This is a genomic window from Kitasatospora sp. NPDC048407, from assembly GCF_043200475.1.
Classification (GTDB): domain Bacteria; phylum Actinomycetota; class Actinomycetes; order Streptomycetales; family Streptomycetaceae; genus Kitasatospora.
Genome location: NZ_JBICXW010000008.1, coordinates 257,545 through 281,155, shown reverse-complemented (window position 1 = coordinate 281,155; position 23,611 = coordinate 257,545). Strand labels below are relative to the sequence as shown.

Below are 23,611 nucleotides of genomic sequence, written 5' to 3'. Positions count from 1 at the left end.
GCCCGCCGTGCGGGGGCACGGCGGGCGAGGGGTGCCGGTTCGGGGAAGCGGGAACCGGCTGGGGGGGGAGGGCTGGGTCAGTCCTGCGGCTGCACCGGGGTGAGCGCCGGCGGCCAGTCGGGGAGGATCTCGTCGGTCACGGGGGCGTACAGGCGCAGGGTGACGGAGAAGTTGCCGGCGGTCGGGATGGGCAGCCAGTTGGCCGTCGCCATCTCGGGGTCGGCGGGCTCTTCGGCCTGCACGTAGAGGGTGGTCGAGCCGTCGGCGTTGGCCAGCGGGGGCGCGAAGTGGCCGATCGCGTAGATGTTTTCGTTGTTGTCGACCAGGAAGCTCGACGCGTCGTAGGCGGTCAGCGACCAGAAGGCGTCCACCGGCGGCAGCTGGCCCTCGGGGAAGGTGACGGTGTAGGCGATCGGCGTGCCGTCGGCATCGGTGGAGGTGTTGAAGGTGCTGGGGTAGAGCGCGTCCTGCGGCAGGTTGGCGCCGAGGCCGAACATGGCGATGTTGGCGCGCTGCAGGTAGTCGGTGCCGTAGGTGCCGATGTTGGTCTTGGCGAACTTCCACCCGTTGATGAACGGGGCCCCCTGGTGGTTGGTGATGGCCGGCAGCGCCGCGCCCTTGGCGGCGTCGAGGGTGGCGGCGTCGGGCAGCCGGCTCTCGTCGCGCGGGTGGACGCCGAGGTCGGCGAGCAGCGCGGAGGTCTTGTCGTCCGGCGGGTCCAGGGGGGTGTGCTCGAGCAGGGCGGACAGCTCGGCGAAGAACTCGGTGCCGCTGAACTGGGTGATCAGCTCGGACGGCGGGGTGGTGGGCACGTTCGGGTCGTAGTGGCCGTCCGGGGCCGCCCAGGTGCCGCCGTCGGTCCAGGCGCTCAGCGGCATCAGTCGCATCTGGTTCTGGTAACCGACGACGGTCTGCACCTCGTCCGGGCTGAGGTTGTGCAGCTCGATGCGGCCGATCAGCCAGAGGGTGTCGGTCGGGAACGTCACCTGCTTGATGCCGGCGGGGATCTCGCCCTCCCAGCCGGGGCCGGTCAGCGCGTAGGCGTAGACCGGGATGTCCTGCACGGGGTCGGTGCTGGTGGCGGTGAGCGGCGTGATGCTGCTGGGCGAGTCCTCGCTGGTGTTGGACCAGGCGTCCATCAGCTGCATCAGCCAGTAGCGGTCGTCCATCTGCGGCACCGTCAGCACCATCGGCCCGTCCGCCAGGTCGATCCAGGCCTGGGTGTAGAGGGTGTCGACGTTGGGCCGGACCACGTCCTTCATCTCGGGAGTGGGCGGCGAGGTGTACTGGCAGAACTGGTTGACCGGCGCCTGGGTCGCGTTCACCTGCTCGGTGTTGGTCTGGAGCCGGCGGGTCAGCTCCATCATGATCAGCGCGTAGCCGAAGACGTAGAGGTCCGTCGCCCCGGCCAGCGGGTCCTGCTCGTTGGTGGTCGGTGTCGTCATGTCGTCCGTCCTCTCCCCCGGTGTGTTCGAGCAGCGACGCTAGTGGCCGGTGCCGGACCGCCACAGCGCGAGAACAAGCCGTTGTGAAGATCCCTCACAATCGGACGATTTGATTCCGATTCATCTCGCCAATCACCTCAGTCACACCAGTCGCAGCCCGCGAGGACCTCGGATCCGCGGCCACCCGGCACCCGGCGGCGGCAAGCCCCCTGCTCGCAGCGCCGGGCCACCCCCGACCCGCCCCTCCCGGCCGCCCGCCGGCGCAGGGTTCGGGCTCCGTGGCCGAATCCGGCGCTGTCCGGTCGCGGCCCGGGCGGAGTGCGGAGCGCCGCGCCCCGAACCGACCGCCGCCCGCTCAACTCCCGTCCACGGTTCGGGTTTTAACCATTCATTGCCTCCAGTCCCTTCCCAGCGACCCGCCGAACCGCGAAGCTTCGCTCTGCGCACACGCACCCCCACCCGTCCGGGAAGGACACCATCGTGCCCATGAGGCAACGCCGACGGCTGCTGCTGCCCGCCGTCGCCCTGACCGCGCTCGGCCTGACCACCTCGCAGGCGCTCGCGGCACCGGCTCCGACCAAGGAGCTCCCGCGTCAGGCACAGCAACTCGCCAAGGGCGGCAAGCAGCATGCCGCGAAGGTGCAGGGCAAGGTCACCGGCCGGTCCGCGTTCGCGGCGGCCGAGGCCGGCGGGGACGACGGCGCGGACGAGGCGGAGAACTCCGCCGAGGGCGTCGCCCAGTACACCGAGGCCCGCACCGCCCCGGGCGTCATCGCCCCGGGTGCGTACGGCGCGGCCTGGGCGCAGCTCCAGTCGCTGCCGCACACCGGCGGTTCCTGGAACCACGTCACCAACAAGCCGTACAACTCGGACGACCCGCGCTACCGCGACATCAACTCCAACTCCAGTGGCGGTTCGGGGTACGTGACGGGCCGGATCACCGGCATCGCCGCCGACGACGACGGCTACGTGTACGCGGGCGGCGCCAACGGCGGCGTGTTCCGCTCCCGCACGGGCGGCGGCAACTGGGAGCCGATCGCCGACAAGCTGCCCACGCTGTCGACCGGCACGCTGGACCTCGACGAGCGCGGGCGGCTCTGGTACGCCACCGGCGAGTCCAACACCGGCGCCACCTCGTACGTGGGCACCGGCGTGTACCTGCTCGCCGACCCGCAGCACGGCCGGTTCGAGCCCCGCAACCGGGTCGGCGGCCCCGAGCTGGAGTCGACCGTCATCCACGCGCTGCGCTTCGGCGGCGGCAAGGTGTGGGCGGCCACCAGCCGCGGTGTGTGGAGCCACTCCAGCACCGACCTGTCCGGCCCGTGGAAGCTGGAGTTCGCACCCAACCCGGACTACCTGCCGGGCGGTTCGAAGGCCAAGGACCCGGCCGCGCCGTACAAGAACATCGCCAACGACATCGCGATCGACCCCAAGGACCCGTCCAAGGTCGTCCTGGCGATCGGCTGGCGCGGCGGCGACACCTACAACGGCTTCTACAGCAAGGCCGCGGACGGCAGCTGGCAGCGCGTCGGTTCGCTCGGCGAGCTGCCGACGGACGCGGCGAACGTCGGCAACGTGACCTTCGCGCGTTCGGCGGACGGCTCGCGCTACTACGCGATCGACCAGTCGCCGCTGCTCACCAGCACCGACCCGGACTCCGGCCTCAAGGGCATCTACGTCTCCAAGTCCGGTTCCCCGTACGGCCCGTGGACGCAGATCGCGGACAAGGACAAGCTCAAGGACTCCGGTTCGGCGCTGCAGGACGAGGGCTACCAGCCGGGCATCCAGTCCTGGTACAACCAGTTCCTCCAGGTCGACCCGGTCGACCCCGACCACGTGTACGCGGGTCTGGAGGAGGTGCTGGAGACCAAGAACGGCGGCGCCAGCTGGACCGTCCCCGGCCCGTACTGGAACTTCCCGTTCTCCTGCTGGAGCATTGACCCGAGCAAGCAGACCGGTGACTGCTCGCCGACCACCCACTCCGACCAGCACGCCGTCGCCATCGGCTCGTACCACGGCAAGCCCAGCGTGTACGTCGGCAACGACGGCGGCGTCTACAGCCGCCCGGTCGCCGGCGCGGCCGACGCCTCCGGGCACGCCACGGACTGGAAGTCGCTGGCGGACGGCACCATCGACACCCTCCAGTACTACTCGGTCGGCATCGGCAAGGACCCGGCGGACCGCTCCGGAAAGGGCGTCATCGTCTCCGGCGGCCTCCAGGACAACGGCGAGTCCATCCTGCGCGCGGGCGACAAGGTGATGGGCTCCAACTTCGGCGGCGACGGCGCCGACACCCTGGTCGACCCGAACAACGGCTGCAACATCGCCGAGGAGTACGTCTACCTCGACATGTGGGTCACCCAGAACTGCGCCGTCAACAACGGCGCCGCCCTGGACGACCCGAGCAAGGCCACCTCCTACGAGGTCGCCCCGCCCGACCAGAAGCTCGGCGGCGCCGGCGCCCGCTTCATCGCGCCGATCACCAGTGACCCGAAGAACGGCGACACCTGGATCGCCGGCGGCCGGCACGTCTGGGTGCAGAACAAGGGCTACGCGATCCGCAGCGGCAGCGAGTGGAGCAACGCCTACGACCTGGGCGCCGGGCACCTCGCCACCGCCGTGGCCACCGTCGACGGCACCGTGTACGCGGGCTGGTGCGGCCCCTGCAACAACCAGGGCTTCAGCCGCGGCATCGCGGTCGGCAAGACCGACGGCACCGGCTGGCACCAGCTGAACCTGCCGGTCGACGGCACCCTGCCGAACCGTTACATCAGCTCCTTCGGGGTGGACCAGAAGGACGCCCAGCACGTCTTCGTCGCCTTCAACGGCTTCTCCCGGACCTGGACCGAGGGCCCCGGCGCGGGCATCGGCCACCTCTTCGAGACCCGTGACGGCGGCGCCACCTGGACCGACGTCTCGGCCAACCTGCCCGACGTCCCGGCCACCTCGGTGAAGATCCTGCCGGACGGCGCGCTGGTGCTCGGCACCGACCTCGCCGCGTTCTACCGCGCGCCCGGCGAGAAGAACTGGAAGGTGCTCGGCAAGGGCCTGCCCACCACCTCGGTCCAGCAGCTCAAGACCGGCCCGGACGGGCGCCTGTACGCCGCCACCTTCGGGCGCGGCATCTGGTCGATCGACCCGCGCTCGCTGAGCGACGACGACAACCAGGGTGACGACAACAACCAGCACTGACCCCCGCACCACCGCTGCCCGGCCCGCTCACCCGAGCGGGCCGGGCAGCCGCGTTCCGTCGACTCCTCAGCCACCCGGCCGCAAGGTCTGCTCGGGTCCGGCCCCGAACAGCTCCGGGTGCAGGTAACGCCCGTGCTCCGCCCGCGATTTGGCCTGCTCGACCTCGACGCGGTGGGCGCCGGCCCAGGCATCGGCGCGCACGCCGGTGACCTGCCAGGCCACCTTCAGCCCGGCCGGTGCCCCGGCGATGCGGAAGCGGCGGTGCTCGATCTCCGCGGCGATGTGCAGCTCGGGGGCCGGTGCCCCGATCGGGGTCAACTGGTAGCGGAACTCCCGGTTCAGGGCCTCGAACCAGTCCGGTAGCTCGACGCTCGCCGTGCCGTCGGCCTCCGTGGTGACGACCCCGTCGTAGACGTTCTTCATCTCCGACGATTCGACGAACGAGTGCGTCAGGAACTTCTCGGCCGGCGCCAGGGGATGGTCGATGCGGAAGCCGCCGCTGCTCTTGAACAGGTTGCCGGCGATGTTGACCGGGCCGGTGAACCAGGCCGCGCAGCAGTCGCTCGCGAGGTACGCGGCGTGGTCGTTGTTCGGGTTGAACGCGGCCACTCCGGCGTTCGGCGCGATGCCGACCACGCCGAAGTCGCCGCCCAGGCAGGTGCCCTGGACGGCGGCCGCCGAGCTGCTCTGCGCCAGCACGGCGATTCCGCTGTCGCTGGTGGCGTTCACCGCCATGCCCTGCTGACTGCGAGCCAGGACGCCGATCCCGGTGCCGAGGCAGTTGCCGACCACGCCCACCCCGTTGGTCGTTGCGCCGAGCAACGCCGTGGAACGGTTGTTGGTCACCTCGACGGCCATGGCCGCGTCGCTGGTAGCGGAGATCGCGGCGGCGCCGCCCGTGCCGGTGGCGGTGACGGCCGGGGTGGCCGGGGCGGAACTGCTGAAGTCGCCTTGCACGGTGGTCTCAACTCCCTCACATGATGTGTCTCGTGTAGTCCAGGAATTCGAAGCCCTCCAGCTCGAACCGCTCCAGAAGATCGCCAAGGAAGTAGCCGATCTCTTCGGCCGACGGTGCGCCGCCGTGCTCCAGGATGAAGGCGGCCCACAGGGCATTCCACTGGCTGTGCAGCCAGACGTGCAGCAGGTGCGGGATGCGGATGCAGTACAGCTGGGTGTTGATTCCGGCGGCCTGGAAGACGCGGAGGAACTGGGTGGGCAGGAGGTGGTGCAGCTCCATCTTGAGCGCGGTGACGATCCGGTCCAGGTTGAGCCAGGTTTCGGCGCTCTGTTGCAGGACGCCTCCGGCCGAGGCCCCGGCGGCTGCCGTTCCGCCGGGTGCCGAAGCCGCGCCTGCGGCCGTCCCGGCCGCCACGACGGCGCCCAGCCCCAGCGCGGCGAGACCGGCGCCGGTCACCCCGGCGAGGACGGACCCCACGCCGATCAGTGGCACGTTCCGCTGCCGGCTCCCGAACGGTGTCGCGCTGTACGCCGTCACGGGTCGGTCGGCCCACCGCAGCAGCAACTCCGCCGGGTCGCGCTGGGGTCGTCCAGCATGACTGCGGTTGCCCGTGGCGACCCCCGCGTTCGGCGGCAGGCCGACCTGGGCGGCGCCGCCGCTGCCGTCGTCGTTGCGCGGGGGCGACGGCGGTGGCGTGACCGGGCCCGGTGTGGGAGGTCCGCTGCCGGGCGGCACGGCTGCCGTCGGCCCGGCGGGCGGCCGGGAGCCCGCCCCGGCAGCGGCCCGCCCCGGCTCGGGCGGCCGCCGGTGCCCGATGACAACACTGCGGTAGACCGGCTGCCGGGGCGCGGTGCCAGTGGTGGGCTGCGCCGGCGGCGGGGTGGGAGGCGGCGGGGTGGGAGGCGGCGTCCGGTCCTCGTCCGGTGGCTCGTCGTCGAACCCGGTGGGGTCGCGCAGCGACAGCGGGTTGTTGACGACGTAGGCGTAGCGGTTCCAGGACTGCGGGTTCAGCGGGTTCGGGGTCAGCGGGTCGGCGCTGAGGAAGCGGCCGGTGACCGGATCGTAGAAGCGGCCGTGCATGTCGATGAGGTACCAGCCGTCGACGTGCCGCTGCCCGGTGTACCCGGTGTGCAGGGGGGTGTCGTGCTCGGCCAGCGGCAGGGCGGGGTCGGTGGGGTCAGTGCGGCGGCCGAAGGGGTCGTAGGCGTAGCGGTGCAGCACTTTGCCGTGGCTGGTGGTGACCAGGTCGATGGACTGCTGGTGGTCGGCGTGCAGGTATTCGACGCGGTCGGCGGTGCGGGCGCCGGCGGCCAGCACCCAGGTGCGCCGGGCGACCAGCCGTCCCGGTACCACGATGTCGAAGATGTGCTGCCCGTCGGGCCGTTTGGTGCCGATCGGGCGCCGGTACTCGTAGAGTCCGTCGAGGCTGTCGGTGGCCAGGCCGCTCAGCCGGTCGACGGTCTGGACCCGGCTGCCTTCGCCGTCGTAGCGGAGTTCGACGGCGCGCGGCTGCTTCGGGCCGCTCTGGGTGATGCGGGTCGGCAGGTTGCCGCGGCCGTAGCGGACGGCCCGGCCGGGTGCGCCGGTCTGGTTGCCGCGGGCGTCGTAGGTGTAGGCGCCCAGGGTGGTGGCGACGACGGCGTGCGGCCCGGCGACCGCCGGGTTGTAGGTGTAGGCGAGGTCGGTGCCGGGGCCGGCCTCGATGGCGCGCAGGGTGATGTCGCCGATGTCGTCGTAGTCCCAGCGGACCTTGCGGTCCCCGGGGTCGCCGCGCCAGGTCCAGCGGCGCAGCCGGCGGCGGTTGTCGTAGCCGAACGCCTCCTTGGTCCGGCCCACGCTGTCGGTGCGTCCGACCAGGTTGAGGTTGGCGTCGAACCGGTAGCGGGTGTCGCGCAGCAGCTGCTTGGCGCCGTCGAGGGTCTGGATCCGCTGGAGCACGCCCGGGCGGGCGCCGTCCTCGATCCGCCGGTCGGTCAGGCCGTTGCCGAGTGCGTCGTCGCCGAACAGGCCGGAGGCGTCGGCGTTGACCCACTGCCAGTAGACCCGCCGGTCGGCGGCGTCGACGGCGCGCAGCAGTTGACCGAACTTGCCGTACTCGTAGCGCAGTTCGAACGGTTGGAGGTTTCCGGCCTTCGGGTAGACGATGGCGCTGAGGCGGCCCATCGCGTCGTACTCGTGGGTGAGCGTGTACCGGTTGGGGCCGACCGAGCAGGTCTTGGTCACCGGGCGGCCGATCGCGTCGTAGCCGAACACCACGGTGACGGCGGATTGCGGCGCCGCGATCCGGGTCACCTGGCCGGTGGCGCCCACGTCCCAGTCGATCGTCACATCGCCGTCGAGGGCGTCCCGGATCGCGGTGGGCCGGCCGGCCGGGTCGTACTCGTAGCCGACGGCGTGGCCGTCGGCCTGGATGTCGCGCAGCGGATCGCCGAACACGTTGTACGCATAGGTGAGGTGGCCGCGGTCCGGATCCGTCTCGCTGATCAGGCGCCCGAGCCGGTCGGCTTCGTAGCGGGTGACGTTGCCGGCGATGTCCGTGACGGACGCGACCTGGCCGAACGGCGCGTAGTCGACGGTCATCCCGGCGGGGGCGGTCGCCGTCCCGACCAGCGCGGCGTCGCGGTCCGTGACGAAGACCGGGCGCTCCAGGCAGTCGGTCCGGGTCGCGGTGGCGTTGTGCTCGCCGTCGGTGGCGATCAGCCACTCGCCTCGGTACTCGTAGCCCGCGCTGGTTCCGTCGGCCCCGGTCCGCGCGGTGATCCGCCCGAGCGTGTCGTACGTGAAGGTGTCCCAGCTGGGCGCGTCGGCGGCGAAGTGCGGCAGCGATTGGCGGACGGCCCGGCCGAGCGCGTCGTACTCGGTGTCGCGGATCACGGCCTTGCCGTCGTCGCGTGCGAAGAGCGTCCGGGTGACCACCCGGCCCAGCTCGTCGTGGTCGAACAGGGCCTCCTCACCGGATCCGGCCAGCACCGAGATCCTCGCCCGGCCGCCCACGTCGAGGTGGTGGGCGAGGGTGCGGGTGCCGTCCGGGGCGAGTTCGCCGCGCAGCCGGCCGAAGCCGTCGTACTGCCGGAAGGTCTGCACGCCGTTCTGGTCGGTGCTGCTGATCTGAACGCCGAGCCCGGGGTGGTGGGTCGCGCTGACCGTGTGCCCGAGGCCGTCGGTGATCTGCACCGGGAACTGGTGCTCCAGGCCGTCGTACTGGACCTGGACGGAGCGTTTCGCGCCGCCCGGGCCGATGCTCTCCTCCAGGGTCACCCGGAGCAGGTTGCCGTCCGGGTAGCGCTCAAGGGTCCGGTAGAGCGTCCGCACGCCGTCCGGCTGGGGGCCGATCGGCAGCCAGCCGTCGGGGCCGAGCACGCCGGGTTCGACGGTCTCGCGGGTGAGCAGGCCGTCGCTGCCGTACTCGTACCCAAACCGTCTGATCTGCGCCGAGCCGTTCGGGCTGGTGCTGCGCTCCGTCACCTCGGTGCACAGTCCGATCAGCCAGCTGACCGGGTCGTTGCTGTAGGCGGACTTCACGGCGAGCGCGTTGCCGTCGCTCCAGGTCTGCGAACGGACGGTCAGGTTTCCGTAGGCGTCCATGTCCTGCGCCGTGGTGCAGCGCCGCACCGGCATGGTGGGCACCCCGTTGCGGGTGACGACCTGCTCCTCGTCGATGCCGATCGGAACGACGAAGTACGGGACGGTGCCCGCCGGGCCCGGCCGCTCGGTGTAACTGGTCGTGATGCTCGCGCGGTGCTGGAGGCCGTGGCCGAGCGGGGTCGTGGTGACTTCCTTGACGGGCAGTCCGAGCAGCGGGTAGCTGCCGGCGGCCGGGGCCAGGTCGGGCAGGTAGTCCGAGACGGTGCTGACACCGGTCTCGACGTGCACGGCCGTGCGCCGGCGGAAGCCCAGGAACCCGGCGCCGGTGACGTCCTGGACGCCGCCCGCGTAGGTGTACCGGTGCGTGTTCACCCCGCCGACGCCGTTGTCCTCGCGGTACTCGGCGACCACCCAGATCTTCCCGGTGCTCGCCCGCAGCGGGAAGGTGAACCCGTACTGGGGGGTGTGCACGGCCGGGTCGGAGATCGGCCGGTAGCCGATCGCGGTATGGGCGCCCAGCCCGTCGGTGATGCCGGTCAGCAGGTCGGCCCGGTTGCCGCCGCGGACGAACAGGCGCAGCTGGCCGTCGCTGTACATCACCACGCCGTCCAGGCCGTCGCCGTTGTGGTCGATCACCTCGCAGAGGTCGAAGCCCTCCGGGAACTGCTGGTCCCAGCTGCTGGTGAACGGCAGCTGGATCTGCGAGAAGCCCTGGCCGTTCCAGCGCAGCACGTACATCGGGTCGCCCAGTTCCTCGGCGGTCCGGGTGCGGACCAGCACGGTGGCGTGGCCGTCCTCGTTCCAGTCGATGACCCGCAGTGCGGGAGTGAACTTGCTGGGCGGCTGCGGGAGTTGGAGCGCGACGGGGACCGCCTGGCCGAACGTGCCGCCGAGGTTCTCGGTCAGCGTCGGGTCGGACACGGCCGCCGGGGCGGGTCCGGGTGCGCCGCCGAGGCTGAACGCGGACGGCAGACCGCTGCGGGTGAAGTCGCCGAACAGGTAGTCCTGCCCGCGCGGGAGCGTGCCCAGCGCCACGGTGGTGCTCACCTGACCGGCCTGCCTGGTCACGCCGACGGCCGACCAGCGCGGGTCCCCGCCGGTGGTGCCGGAGTCGTCGACCAGCAGCGCCGTCGCGCTGCCGCCGTCCGGGGAGACCGTCAGGTGCGGGAACGGGTAGGTGCCGAGCGGCTGCTCCACGTCGAAGTTGAGGTTGCCGCCGAGGTTGGCGCGCAGGTACCAGTTCGGATCGACGCCGCCGCCACCGGTGAAGCCGTGCACCAGGTCGGGCAGCCCGTCGCCGTCCAGGTCGGCCACCTCCACCGGCCCGTCCACCGAACCCGCCGGGTTGAAGACGTCCCGGCCCCGGAAGACCCAGAACGAGCCGATGCTGCCCGACGCGCCCGAGCGGTCTATCCCCGCGTGGTGGACGCGGTAGGTCGGGCTCCCTGCGGTGCCGGGCTGCGCCGAGTCGTCGAGGACGAAGATGTTCATGAAGTCCCCGGCCGGGTCCGGATACACGTACACCCGGCCGTCCGCGTTGTCCGCCGGGACGGGGATGTCGGTGTAGTACGGGTCCAGGAAACCGGTGGGCGAGGCCGGATCGGAACGCAGGATCGCGAAGTGGTCCGGATCCGAGCGCGGCACGTAGAGGATGTCGTCCCGCCCGTCACCGTCGAAGTCGGCGACCCGGATCCGGCCGGGGAGCGTGCTGCGCCCGGCCGGTGTGGTCTTGATGTCGGTGATGCCCGTCGCGATCTCCTGGAAGCCGCTCCCGCCGAGCTCCCAGTCGAAGGTGTGCCCGCCGAGCGCGATCCCGGCGCCGTCGAGTTCCTGGACGCCGGCGAGCAGGCTGCGGCCGCTGACACTGGTGTTCCGGTACGCGAACAGGTAGCGGCGCAGCAGGGCGACGTTCGACGGGTCGGCGGCGGTCGGGTCCGGGCCGCTCATCCGCAGCTCCCGCAGCCGGGTGTGCTGGGTGACGGGGAGACCGGACAGCAGCCGGGTCTCGGGGTCGGGGCGCGGCTCCCACCCGAAGTCGACCGAGCGCAGCGCGGGCACGCCACCGCCCCGGGAGCCCGTGTACTGGATGCGGACGGGCACGAAGTCGCGTTCGGGCGGCGGCAGGTCGGGCCGGAACGGGTAGCCCTGGTAGGTGATCCGGAGCTCGTTGCCGGAGCGGTCCCTGATGCTGCGCAGGCCCCAGCCGTAGCGGACCAGTTGCTGCGACACCGCGACGGCGTCCCGCACGGCGGCGGGCAGGGTCCCCTCCGGCACCTGGACCGGCGTCACCACCTGGGCCAGGCCCTCGAAGCGCGAGCCGAGATCCTCCCGCCCGAGGCCGCCGAAAGTCAGGATCCGGCCGTCCTTCTGGAAGGCCTCGAACCAGGTCGGGCCGAGCGGGCGCCCGTCGGGCGCGGTGTCCACGTCGTGCAGCACGATCTTGGTGAAGGTGTCGCGTTTCGTCCGGTACTCGGCACCGTCCGCGCCATGGGTGCCGCCCACCAGGACCAGCGGCTCACCGTCCAGCGCGAACGGGTCGGTGCTGTCGTACCTGATCGGCCCGTCGGCGCCCTCGTCGGGGATGGTGCGGCGGCGACGGGTGATCCGGGGCAGCCCGCTCAGCGACCAGCCGACACCGAGCGGCCCGTTACCCCCTCGGCTGTGATAGTGCAGGTCCAGCTCGGGCTGAACCCCCAGCCGCCCGGCAGGCACCCAGAGCGACAGCGTCAGGCTGCCCGCACCGTCCGGCGTCACCCCGAACGCCCCGCCGTCGAGCTTGCCCGGCGTCACACCCGCCACGTTGTCGGTCGGAACGATCGGAGTGGGACCAGCCATGGCATGTCCTCCCAGACGCCAGGAATCACCGAACCGGCCAGGTCCACAGGCCCGCTCGGAGCGCAACCCCTGTTCCACCGTACGCATGACCCCACCCCCACGCGCCCGCTGACGCCCACCCGCCGGGCGCCCCGCTCCCCGTCGCCGAAGGCCTATTCATCGGATGATTTCCGGCCCGGTCCACCGATTCGGTGACGAATCGTCAATTCCCCTTCGGGTCCTCGCCTTCCGTTCCATGAATGTTCAGAAAGCGGTCCCTGATCGCGTCGCGTCAACTGCCTAGGGTCTCCAACGGCTTGGGAGGGAAGAAACTCATGGACACACCGCTCGCGGTCCGGGCCCGGGGGATCACCAAACGCTTCGGCGAGGTGATCGCCCTCGACGGCGTCGACCTCGATGTGACGCAGGGGCAGATCCACGGCCTGGTGGGGCCGAACGGCGCCGGAAAGACGACGCTGCTCGGGCTGCTGCTGGGGCTGGCCGTCGCCGACGGGGGCCGGCTGGAGATCCTGCGGACACCGGTCGGGCGGGCGCTCGCCGCGCCGGACGGGGTGGCCGGGTTCGTGGACGGGCCCGGCCTCTACCCCGCCCTGACCGCCCGGCAGAACCTCACCGCACTGGCCGCACTCCAGGGCCGGGCCGCGAGCGTCGAGGAGCAACTCGACCAGGTCGGCCTCACCGACGTCGCCGACGACCGGGTGAACGGCTTCTCACTCGGCATGCGCCAGCGCCTCGGCCTCGCCGCCGCCCTGCTCACCCGGCCCCGGCTGCTGGTCCTGGACGAGCCGTCCAACGGCCTCGACCCGGCCGGCAAGCGCCAGGTGCACGGCGTACTGCGGCGGCTCGCGGCGGACGGCTGCGCCGTCGTGCTCTCCAGCCACCGCATGGACGACCTGGAGGCCCTGTGCTCCGAGGTCACCGTCCTCGCCACCGGACGGGTAAGGTTCTCCGGCCCGCTGACCGAACTGGCCGCCCGGAACCGCGAACTCGACCACCGGCTGCTCACCTCCGACCCGACAGCAGCCCGCCGCGTCGCCGCCGAAACGGCGGGCGTCCGCCTCACCGACGACACCACCGACCGCCTCGTGATCCGCGCGGCCGTACCCGCGCTGGACGCCCTGGTGACACGACTCGTCCAGGCCGGCATCGCCGTGCGCGAGCTCGCGCCGGTGGTGTCGCCACTGGAAGCCGCCTTCCTCGCCCTCACCAACCAGCCGCAGGCGGACGCCCAATGACCACCACCCACCGCCTCGACCTACTCGCCTACCGGCCCGCCCCGCCGCTCGAAGCCGCCTTCCCCGCCCTCACCAACCAGCCGCAGGCGGACGCCCAATGACCACCACCCACCGCCTCGAACTACTCGCCTACCGACCCACCCCGGCGCTCGAAGCCGCCTACCTCGCCCTCACCGACCAGCCGCAGGCGGACGCCCGATGACCACCACCCACCGCCTCGAACTGCTCGCCTACCGGCCCGCCCCGGCGCTCGAAGCCGCCTTCCTCGCCCTCACCGACCAGCCGCAGGCGGACGCCCGATGACCACCACCCGCCGCCTCGAACTGCTCGCCTACCGGCCCGCCCCGGCACTCGAAGCCGCCCTCCCCGCCCTCACCAACCAGCCGCAGGCGGACGCCCAATGACCACCACCCGCACGCCCGCCACCGCCACCACCCCCGCCGCCACCCGCGTGCCGGTGTCCCGCGCCTACCGCTTCGAGCTGCTCAAGCTGCTCGCGCAGTGGCGCATCCGCGTGCTCCTGCTCGCCTGCTGGCTGGCCCCGGCGGCCTTCGTCGCCGCCGTGAGCCAACAGAGCACGCTCCCCACCGACACGCTGTTCGGCCGCTGGATGCACGCCACGGGCTGGGCGGGGCCGCTGGTGACGCTCGGGTTCGCGGGGAGTTGGGCACTGCCGCTGCTGACCTCGATGGTCGCCGGTGACGTGTTCGCCGCCGAGGACCGGCTCGGCACCTGGCGCCACCTGCTGGTCGCGGTCCGCTCACCGCGCCGGATCTTCGCCGCGAAGGCGCTGGCCGCGCTCACCGTGCTGGTGCTGCTGGTGACGGGGCTGGCGGTGTCCGCCTCGGCCGGCGGCCTGCTGGCGGTCGGCCACCATCCGCTGGTGGGCCTCGACGGCCACCTGCTGTCGCCGGGCGACGCCGCGCTGAAGGTCCTGCTGGCCTGGCTGTGCGCGCTCGCACCGACGCTGGCGCTGGCCGGGATCGGCCTGCTCGGTTCGGTCGCCCTCGGCCGCTCCCCGATGGGGCTGCTGCTGCCCGCGCTGGTGGCGCTGGCGATGCAGCTCGCCCAATTGCTGCCGCTGCCGGTCGGTGTGCGGCTCGCCCTGCCCGGTTACGCGTTCGTCTCCTGGAACGGCCTGTTCACGGGCCCGGTGCAGCTCGGCCCGCTGCTGATCGGCGTCGCGGTCTCCCTGGTGTGGGCGGTGGCCGCCACGCTGCTTGCCCGACTGCTGTTCCTGCGGCGCGACTTCACCAACCCGGTGCACGACGGCTCCGGCCGCCGCGCGCTCGCCCTCGGCGGGCTGCCGCTGGCCGCCCTGCTCGCCGCCACGATCGGCGTCCTGATCCCGGCACTCGGGGCGACGGGCTCCGGCATCGAGCAGGACAAGGTGCAGCGTTCGGTCGCCACGGCCTTCGCGCACCTGTACCGCCTGCAGACCGCCGAGCTCAACCGTCCCGACGTCACCGAGGCGCAGTTGCAGGTCACGGCGGCGTGCGACAAGGGCAGCACCGGGGTCGAGCCCGAAGGCGCGGGCAACGACTGGCGCTGCGTCGTGTCCTGGCACCTCCCGGGCGTCGAGGCCACCGGGACGGCCGTCTACCAGCTCGACATCGCCCCCGACGGGAGGTTCGTCGCCGACGGCGACGGGCCGAAGGAAGTGAACGGCTACTTCCTGGTACGCACCTCCACCGGTGACGCGCCGAACCCGCTCTGGCAGTTCGACGGCAACGTCGAGCTGCTTCCGGCACCTTCGAAGGGACAGTAACGATGCAGGTCACACGTCGTCGTGTGAAGGACACCCCGAGCACGTCCGGCCGCCGGACCCGCCGCCGGACGCTGGTCACGGCCGCCGCCACGGCCGTGGTCGTCGCGGCCGGCGCCGGTGTCGGCTGGGCCAAGTCGGACACCTTCGGCACCAACCGGGTCGGCCAGGTCTACGACCAGGGCGCACTGGTCTCCAGCAACCAGTACCTCGCCCCCTACGGCGAGCGGCTGGTCATCAACAACGGCAAGATCATGTCGTCCACGGTGAGCCCGGACGGCACCCACCTGGCGGCCTCGGTCACCGACGGCGGCGCGGCGCTGGCGATCGTGGACGTGCGGAACTGGAAGGTGCAGCAGCTGGTCGGCAGCGGCGCCTCGTCCACCCCGAAGATCAGCAGCAACAACGTGGGCCAGGAAGGCCCGACGTACTCCCCGGGCGGCAAGCAGCTGTGGCTCGGCCAGCCCGACGGGTACACCCGGTTCGACGTGAACCCGGACGGCAGCGTCACCAACCCGGTCGTCGTCAAGATCGCCAAGACCGGCTCGCAGCGCGCGCTGGTGGCCGGCCTGGTGTTCTCGGCGGACGGCGCGACCGCGTACGCGGCGGTCAACGGCCAGAACCGGGTGGTGGCGATCGACACCGCGAGCGGCACCGTCAAGCAGAGCTGGGCCGTCGGCAACGCCCCGCGCGGCCTGGTCCAGGCCGGCGGCAAGCTGTACGTCAGCAACGAGGGCGGCCGCCCGGCGCAGCCCGGCGAAAACACCGTCAACTCGTACGGCACCCAGGTGCCCGCCGACCCGAACACCGCCGCCACCACCTCCGGCACGGTCAGCGTGATCGACCTGGCGAACCCGTCCGCCGCCCCGGCGAGCATCGACGTCGGCCTGCACCCGACCGCCGTGTACGCCAAGAACGGCGCGGTGTTCGTCACCAACACCGCCGGCAACAGCGTCTCGGTGATCGACACCCGGAACGACAAGGTCGTCCAGACCATCGCCACCCGGCCCTGGTCCGAGGCCTCGATCGGCTACGAGCCCAACGCGGTGACCCTCACCGACGACGGCCACCTGCTGGTGACCCTCGGCCGGGCCAACGCGGTAGCCGTCTACCGGTACAGCGGCCCGCAGGAGCCCGCCAGTTACGTCGGCCTGCTGCCGACGGACTACTTCCCCTCCGAGATCTCCTCGTCCGGCAACCAGATCCTGGTCTCCAACACCCGCGGCATCGACGCCCGCCGGGTGGACGGCGCGCACGGCACCCACGACACCACCTCCAGCGTGGTGCGGTTCGCCCTGCCCAGCGACAAGGAGATCCGGAAGCAGACCGGCAAGGTCTTCGCGCAGAACAACTGGACCAACAACGCGGCCAAGCTCGCCACCGGTGACAAGGCCAAGGCCGTGCCCGTCCCCAACAGGATCGGCGACCCGTCGACGATCAAGCACGTCTTCCTGATCGTCAAGGAGAACCGCACCTACGACCAGCTCTTCGGCGACCTGCCGCAGGGCAACGGCGACCCGTCGCTGGCCCAGTTCGGCCAGAACGTGACGCCCAACCAGCACGCACTCGCCCAGCAGTTCGGCCTGTACGACAACACGTACGACATCGGCACCAACTCCGCCGAGGGCCACAACTGGCTGATGCAGGCGGACAACCCGGAGTACACCGAGTCCTCGGCCGGCGAGTACATCCGCAGCTACGACACCGAGGACGACGCCCTCGGCCACCAGGCCAGCGGCACCCTGTGGAGCGGCGCCCAGGCGTCCGGCAAGAGCGTGCGGGACTTCGGCGAGTTCCACCAGTTCCTCACCAAGCCGGCCGACGCGACCTGGCAGAACCTGTACTGCGACGCCAAGACCATGCAGACCACCGGCAACCCCTCGGCGTACAAGCTGAACTCGTCCTCGCCGATCCCCTCGCTGAACAGCGTCTCGGTGCCCGGCTTCCCGATGTTCGACACCAGCGTTCCCGACATCTACCGCGCGCAGATCTGGCAGCAGGACTTCGAGAAGAACGGTCCCGCCAACCTCAACATGCTCTGGCTCTCCAGCGACCACACCGGCGGCCCCGCCAACGGCGCCGCCCAGGTCGCGGACAACGACCTCGCGGTCGGCCAGATCGTCGACAAGATCACCCACAGCCAGTACTGGAAGGACTCGGCGATCTTCGTCGTCGAGGACGACTCCCAGGCCGGCCTCGACCACGTCGACGGCCACCGCGCCCCCATCCAGATCATCAGCCCCTACGCCCAGCGCGGCGTCGTCGACAGCCACTACTACTCGCAGATCAACATGATCCGCACCATCGAACAGATCCTCGGCATCAAGCCGATGAACCAGAAGGACACCGCGGCCACCCCCATGGCCTCGGCCTTCACCAGCACCCCCGACCTCACCCCCTTCAACGTCCAGCCCAACCGCACCTCCCTCACCAACGGCCTCGCCACCGCCCCCTCCTGCGGCCTCGACGTCCCCGCCACCCAGAACCCGGCCGCCGCCCGCGCCGCGACCGGCACCGTCCCCGCCGAACAGTCCGACCTCGTGCAGAAGTGGTCCGACTGGAAGCAGCAGCAACACCTCACCGGCACCGGCGCCGCCCCCGACCGCGCCAACCCGTCCCAGATGAACCACCTCACCTGGTACGAGGCCCACGACTGGACGACCCCGTACCCCGGCGAACAAGCGCTGCTCGCTCCGGCGGACGTCCCGGGCGCAACCTTGCCTTCGGCGGAGCTCGACGGCTGACGAGCGCAGGCGGGTACGCAACCAGGGACGCGGGGAACTGCGCGACAAGCGCAAGACCCGTCCGCAAGGTCGCGATCAAGTGCAGGTCATTGTCCTGCGTTGCGATCTTGCGGTCGGGTCCTTTCGCTTCGCGCAGTTCCCAGTAGGCGCAAAGGTCTGGCAACGCCTACTCGAGCCGGGCCGACCCGCGTCTCTGAGTGGGCGTTTTGGTAGCCCTGGTGCGATATGCGGCCCTTGCGTCTGACCGACTTCGCTACGTTTGCCGGGTAAGTCGGCATTCTGCCCGAGCTGCCAGCAAGGACCGCCGCCCGTCTCGTCCGCTTCTGCGACTCGAAGTCCGTCTGGTTTGCGGACGTCATGGAATCGCCCAACCAGCAACGGAACTGCATCCTCCGGCATGCTCGTGCTGACCCTGTGTCATGACCCAGCGCAAGCCGTACCCCAGCGACCTGTCCGACGCTCGATGGGCCCTGATCGAGCCGACTCTGACGTCCTGGAGAAAGGCTCGGCTCGACCGCAGGCCTACCGGACAGCCGGCGAAAGTCGACCTGCGCGACGTCTTCAACGCGATCCTCTACGTCAACCGCACCGGAATCCCCTGGAAATACCTTCCACACGATTTCCCCAGCCACGGCACCGTCTACGCCTACTATGCCGCGTGGCGCGACGAGGGAATCTTCACCCAACTGAACTACGATCTCACCGGGCTGGCTCGAGTGAAGGAAGGCCGCAGGCCCGAGCCGACCGCCTCGGTGATCGACACCCAGAGCGTGAAGACCTCCACCAACGTGCCTCTGGCCAGCCAGGGAACAGACGCCGCCAAGAAGATCGTAGGCAGGAAGCGCGGCATCCTGACCGACACTGTCGGACTGATCCTCGCCGTTGCCGTGACCGCCGCAAGCCTGTCCGAGAATGCCGTGGGAATACAACTCCTCAACCAGGCCAAGAAGACCTACCCCAGCATCTCCAAGAGCTGGGTCGACACTGGCTTCAAGAACGCCATGATCGAGCACGGAGCAAGCCTCGGAATCGACGTCGAAGTCGTCCACCGGAAGTCCGACGTCCCCGGATTCCACGTTGTGAAAAGGCGGTGGGTGGTCGAACGGAGCCTGGGATGGATCATGCTGCGGCGGCGCCTCGCCCGCGACTACGAGACCCTCCCGGCCAGCTCCGAAGCCATGATCCACATCACCTCGATCGACAACCTCACCAAACGCATAACGGACGAGACCACGCCAACCTGGCGAGGGACTTACTAGGGCACAAAGGGCAATTCGCTCACATCAAACGCCCTCTGAGCTTGTTGCTCAACCTCGTGGGTCACTCGACCTGCCGGGGCTGGTGCGAGCCCGCGCGCCTGCGCCGCGCCCTGACCGGCCTGCCGCTGCCGAAGGCGGCGGACCGGCGGATCGTGCCCGCCGTTGGGACTGAACGAACCTGGCTCGGCCAGCAGTTGAACCGCGCCACAGCACATGCCCCGCCTTGTCCTCCCCATGCGGGTGGTCGAGGCGGGGCCATTGTCGCTTCCGGGGTCTTCTGGCCGCGCTGGTTGACCGTAGCCGGATTGCCGGTGCCGCCGCTGGCGACCGGGCAGATGCCGATGGCCGGACGCGCCGTGGCGGTCGAGTTGCGGCGATTGGCTGCATAGATGCTGCGTACGCCGTTGGGGAGAATCAAGTGGACGGCTTTGCGGCACGGTCCGGCGTAGGCTGCCGGTCATGACGACGGCGGTGGGCAGTCTGATCGAAGAGTTGCGCCGTGGCCTGGGCATGTCTCAGGACCAACTTGCGGCGCGGCTAAATGAGTTGGGCAACCGTACGACGGTGACGCGGCAGTTGATCAGCCGCTGGGAGAACGGATACCAGGGACGGAAGCCTGGCCCGCTTTGGCTACGTCATTTGGCTACCGCCTTGCAGGTGCCCCTTCACGCTCTTGAGAGTGCGGACGTGAACCGACGAGCCTTTTTGACGAACGTTGCCGCGACAGCCATAGCACCCGCGACCGCCTCGGACTTGTTGTCCCACGGCTTCGCGACTGCTCTCCGCGGCGGGCCCTCCCTGGACGACTGGCAGGAACGGCTCTACACCTACGGCCAGGACTACATGTCGTCCGGTGCGGAGGAGATCCAACGCCGTCTCGCCGCGGACATGGTGGTGCTACAGCGGCAAGCCGACGGCCCGCATATGTGGGAGGTGGCTGCTCGGCTCGCAACTCTGTTCGCCAAGACGTTCCCTGGCACCGATGCGGCAAGAACCACGGGTTGGTACGGCATGGCGGCAGCTGCGGCCGACCGGTCCGACGACCAGACTGCTCGGGTATGGGTACGGGGGCGTGCTGCGATCGCACTCGGCTATGAAGGCGCATCGCTGGCGGTCGCGGAACGGCTCGCCGACCAGGCTTTGGCGATCGACTCGCGTCCCTCCCTCGGCCGACTCAACGCGCTCATGGGCAAGGCGCACGCTGCCGCGATCCGCGGCGACCGGCGGGCAGCTTTGCAGCTCAACGACGAGGGGTGGCGCGTCTTCGAGCGGGTTGCCTCACCAGCGAACGAGCAGTCGGACTACGCGGTGCCCGAGTGGCGAATGAACGTCTTTTCGTCTCTGCTACTTGCTCGGCTCGGTGAGGAGAAACGAGCCGAACACGCTCAGGAGCAAGCACGCTTGTTGCTTCCGCCTTCGCTCCCGCGGTTCGCCACGCATCTTGAGCTACATCGCGGACTCATGCTCGCTCAAGCAGGAGATCGTGTCGGCGGAGTGGCGTATGCGCGAGCGGCGCTGAGTCAACTCCCCTCAGGCAAAAGGTCACTGACGCTACGCCTGCTGATGGCTGAGGTGGAAGCGGCCTAAAGGGTCTGGCTACCCCAAGCGGATACCCCCTGTCTGACGACCTGTTGCGGCACGCAAAGTTGTGTCCCCGCACGGTTCGGAGCGATCGGGGACAGCGTGATCAACGAGCTACTTGCACAACTTCGAGCAGAACAGTTCGAGCAGGCGCGTACCGCGTGCGACTACCTGGGAAGTGCGCTCAAGTCCATCGGTGTCGCGCTGCCGGGACTCAAGGTGGAGCAGACGGAGTCGGGCGACTTTCGGTTGGCACTCGGCAATTTGGACATTGACCCCGGCAAGGAGTTGGCGTTCGTCGTTCTCGCAGGTGCGTCGGTGCTCCACGCCATCAAGGCGGTCCCGAACGCCGGCGAACTGCTGGTCGACACGTCTACGAGCCGACTCGGCAAATTCTGCGGTGTGGAGGGCGAACAGTGGCGGCTCGCCGGGGCGTTCGGCAATGGCGAACCGTGGACGGCCGATCCGCTCAAGGTGAGGGAGCCGACCGTCAACGAACGGGTCCGCGCGGACATGGCGGCAGTCATCGGCGGGAAGGCGGGGTGAACGGTGACCCGCTTGACTGCCTTGACGGGCCTTGCGGTGCTCGGATTTGGCGCTGTGCCGGCTGGCGCAGTACTCGCGTTCGCCATGCTGGCACCGGATGACGGGGTGCGGTGGGTGGCGTGCTCCGTCGCTCTGGCGCTCGCCATGATCGGCGGCGCGTACGGCCCGGACTGGCTCGAAGCATGGCAGCGCCGCAGACGGGCCCGCGCTGCCGCAGGGACCGAACGGCGAGTGCCGAGGCCGAGACACCGCACGAACTCGCCAGCACTGTCCGGTGGGCAGATGTCCTGGCCTGCCCCACCGAGTAGCCCCAACAACTCCCGTTTGGGTCGCGTGCCAACCCCGCGAGCGGAACGGGCGCACCACCCGGCCGGTCACCCGATTGGCCGGACACTCAATCACCCCTTGGAGGGGAAATGACGACCAACCTGTACGACCTGCCGGCCGAGGGCCTGGCGCTGTCCAAGGCGTGCGGCGGCAACAGCGGCGACGGCGAGTCCGAGTCGTGCGCGACCATCGGTGCCATCCCGGGCGCGGTGGACGCCTACGCGCTCGGTGACAGCAAGCTGGGCGACGGTTCGCCGCTGCTCCGTTTCACCGGGGCCGAGTTGGACGCCCTCGCCGACCGGATCGGCACCATCCGGGGCACGGCGGCCTGAGTCCCAGGCTGACGCGCCACTGAATCCCACGGGGGGGGGGGGGGGGGGGGGGGGGGGGGGGGGGGGGGGGCCCCCCCCCCGCGGGGCCCGGCCCCCCCCCCGCCGCCCCCCCACCCCCCCCCCCCCCCCCCGGCGCGCGCCCCCCCCCCCGCCCGCCCCCCCCCCCCCCCCCCCCGCGCCGCGGGCGGGCCCCCCCCCCCCGCCCCCCCCCCCCCCCCCCCCGGCCCGGGGCCCCGCCCCCCCCCCCCCCCCCCCCCCCCCCCCCCCCCCCCCCCCCCGCTCCGTGGAGGATAACCCCAGTGACAGAACTCGCCCACTTCCACGGCTACGGCCCGTGGATCGGCAGGCCCGACCAGTACCACGCCGAGTATCTGCGGCGGCCCGCCCCATTCAACACGGAATGGCGCGACATGGTGGACGCGATGAGGCGCCCCGACCAGGAGGCATACCTCCGGTTCGAAGAACGGACGATTCCGCCGATGCGTACCGGGCATTGGCTGTTGCGTCGACCGGACTACCTTGCAGGCCAGACGTGGAGGGAATCGAAGGAAGCTGCGGAGTGGCTGGCCGGCGAGTTCGAGCGCCACCCGCCGGTGCCGCTTCCGGACGGCCGCCCGGTCCACCCGGGCCTCTCCGCCAAGGTGGAGTACGCGGCTGCCGCGCTCACCAACGGCACGGACGTGGTGTGGATGCACTACCTGCCCGGGGACTACATGTTCAACGCGTGCGTGGTCGTATGTCCGAACCGGCACTTGCCCGATCTCCCCTGCCCGCTTCCCCCCTCGTGATCGGAGAAGACTGCATGGCGCTGGCAACCCTGGTCGGCCCCGAAGCGGCTGAGGCACTGCTACGTGCCTGCCCTGTCGAACCGGCGGTGTACCGCCGCGACGGGTCCGAGCTGGACGAGCGAATCACGCTGCCTTTCATGGGGGCGTACATCGACCACGGGCTGACGGACCCCGCGTTCACGGCCGCTGTGAAGGACGGGAAAGCCGTTCACCCGGGACGGTTCTCACGGGACGGCAGGATGCGTCCCGGGAAGCTGCGGGAGCTGTTCGAAGGCGGGCACACGGTCAACCTGCGGTACCTGCAAACGCGAGTACCGTACGTGGCCGAGCTGTGCCGCGAGATCGAAGCGGAGACCGGGTACACGCTGTTCGTCTCGGGCTTCGTCACCCCGCCCGGAGCGCAGGGGCTCAGGCATCACTGGGATCAGTTCCTTGCCGTGGTGACACAGCTCCACGGCCGCAAGCGCTGGCCGATCTGGCGTCCGGAAGTGGAGTTCCCGGTGGACGAGTACCTGTCGTCTCCCACCACGTGGACGGCAGACATGCAAGATCGGTGGAACAACACCGAGCCGTACGCGGTGTTCGACCTGAACCCTGGCGACACGCTGGTCATGCCGCGTGGGTGGGTCCACAGTCCGCACTGCCTCCCGGACGATCCTGATCCGTCGCTGCACCTGACCTTCGCCCTGCGGGAGCGCATGCCGCTCGACCTGGCGGAAGCACTGGTGCGTACCGCGCTCGATCGTCCCGAGTTCCGGGCCGGGATCGCACCTTGCCGGCTCACCCCCGAGAACCTGCCTGCGACGCTGACAGACGTGCTGGAACAGACAGTTCGGCACCTGGCTACCACTTCCCCGGCAGACGTCGCGGACACCGTCCGTGCGGCACTGCTCCCGAAACCCGCCGGATAGGGCCGTAGCGGACGGGGCCGGGTCGTCAGCCCGCTCGTCCTGGTCTGTCACCAAGCTACCCATGCCGAACTCGGTCCGGACCAGCTTCCGCCACCGAAGTTCCGTGAA

The 23,611-nt window shown here is 70.7% G+C and carries 13 protein-coding genes; 10 read left to right on the top strand and 3 right to left on the bottom strand.

Annotation, left to right across the window (positions count from 1 at the left end; genetic code table 11):
* Positions 1–77: 77 nt before the first annotated feature.
* Positions 78–1,445, bottom strand: a complete 1,368-nt coding sequence (locus ACGFWJ_RS18130) for a DUF1254 domain-containing protein (protein ID WP_392950517.1) — start codon at positions 1,443–1,445, stop codon at positions 78–80.
* Positions 1,446–1,931: 486 nt separating this feature from the next.
* Here ACGFWJ_RS18130 and ACGFWJ_RS18125 point away from each other — a divergent pair, with 486 nt between their 5' ends.
* Positions 1,932–4,637, top strand: coding sequence for a glycosyl hydrolase (locus tag ACGFWJ_RS18125; RefSeq protein WP_392950514.1), 2,706 nt, complete (start codon positions 1,932–1,934; stop codon positions 4,635–4,637).
* 66 nt (positions 4,638–4,703) lie between these two features.
* Here ACGFWJ_RS18125 and ACGFWJ_RS18120 read toward each other — a convergent pair whose 3' ends face one another.
* Both ACGFWJ_RS18120 and ACGFWJ_RS18115 read right to left on the bottom strand, forming a co-directional pair.
* Entirely contained in the window at positions 4,704–5,594 is an 891-nt protein-coding gene (locus tag ACGFWJ_RS18120; protein ID WP_392950512.1) for a hypothetical protein, read from the bottom strand.
* Positions 5,595–5,610: 16 nt separating this feature from the next.
* Positions 5,611–12,015: an RHS repeat-associated core domain-containing protein gene (locus ACGFWJ_RS18115; protein WP_392950509.1), complete on the bottom strand. Its 6,405-nt coding sequence runs from the start codon at positions 12,013–12,015 to the stop codon at positions 5,611–5,613.
* 314 nt (positions 12,016–12,329) lie between these two features.
* On the opposite strand from ACGFWJ_RS18115, the gene ACGFWJ_RS18110 reads away from it, so the two are divergent.
* The 9 genes from ACGFWJ_RS18110 (at position 12,330) to ACGFWJ_RS18070 (ending at position 23,503) form a co-directional block, all read left to right on the top strand.
* Positions 12,330–13,250, top strand: a complete 921-nt coding sequence (locus ACGFWJ_RS18110; RefSeq protein ID WP_392950506.1) for an ABC transporter ATP-binding protein — start codon at positions 12,330–12,332, stop codon at positions 13,248–13,250.
* A gap of 400 nt (positions 13,251–13,650) precedes the next feature.
* A complete protein-coding gene (locus tag ACGFWJ_RS18105; protein WP_392950503.1) occupies positions 13,651–15,018 on the top strand; it encodes an ABC transporter permease in 1,368 nt (455 codons plus the stop codon).
* A 2-nt stretch (positions 15,019–15,020) separates the two neighbouring features.
* On the top strand, positions 15,021–17,759 hold the full coding sequence (locus ACGFWJ_RS18100; RefSeq protein ID WP_392950501.1) for an alkaline phosphatase family protein: 2,739 nt from the start codon (positions 15,021–15,023) through the stop codon (positions 17,757–17,759).
* Between the two features lie 419 nt (positions 17,760–18,178).
* Entirely contained in the window at positions 18,179–19,018 is an 840-nt protein-coding gene (locus ACGFWJ_RS18095; protein ID WP_392950498.1) for an IS5 family transposase, read from the top strand.
* 459 nt (positions 19,019–19,477) lie between these two features.
* Complete coding sequence (locus ACGFWJ_RS18090) at positions 19,478–20,605, top strand: helix-turn-helix transcriptional regulator (protein WP_392950496.1); 1,128 nt, start codon at positions 19,478–19,480, stop codon at positions 20,603–20,605.
* Between the two features lie 96 nt (positions 20,606–20,701).
* The gene (locus ACGFWJ_RS18085; RefSeq protein WP_392950493.1) at positions 20,702–21,145 is read left to right on the top strand and encodes a hypothetical protein; all 444 of its coding nucleotides are present in this window, start codon (positions 20,702–20,704) and stop codon (positions 21,143–21,145) included.
* A 416-nt stretch (positions 21,146–21,561) separates the two neighbouring features.
* A complete protein-coding gene (locus tag ACGFWJ_RS18080; RefSeq protein ID WP_392950491.1) occupies positions 21,562–21,804 on the top strand; it encodes a DUF397 domain-containing protein in 243 nt (80 codons plus the stop codon).
* A 299-nt stretch (positions 21,805–22,103) separates the two neighbouring features.
* Positions 22,104–22,592 (top strand): hypothetical protein, encoded by a 489-nt coding sequence (locus tag ACGFWJ_RS18075; RefSeq protein WP_392950488.1) that lies wholly within the window; start codon positions 22,104–22,106, stop codon positions 22,590–22,592.
* 14 nt (positions 22,593–22,606) lie between these two features.
* Positions 22,607–23,503 (top strand): JmjC domain-containing protein, encoded by an 897-nt coding sequence (locus ACGFWJ_RS18070; protein ID WP_392950486.1) that lies wholly within the window; start codon positions 22,607–22,609, stop codon positions 23,501–23,503.
* Positions 23,504–23,611: the final 108 nt, after the last annotated feature.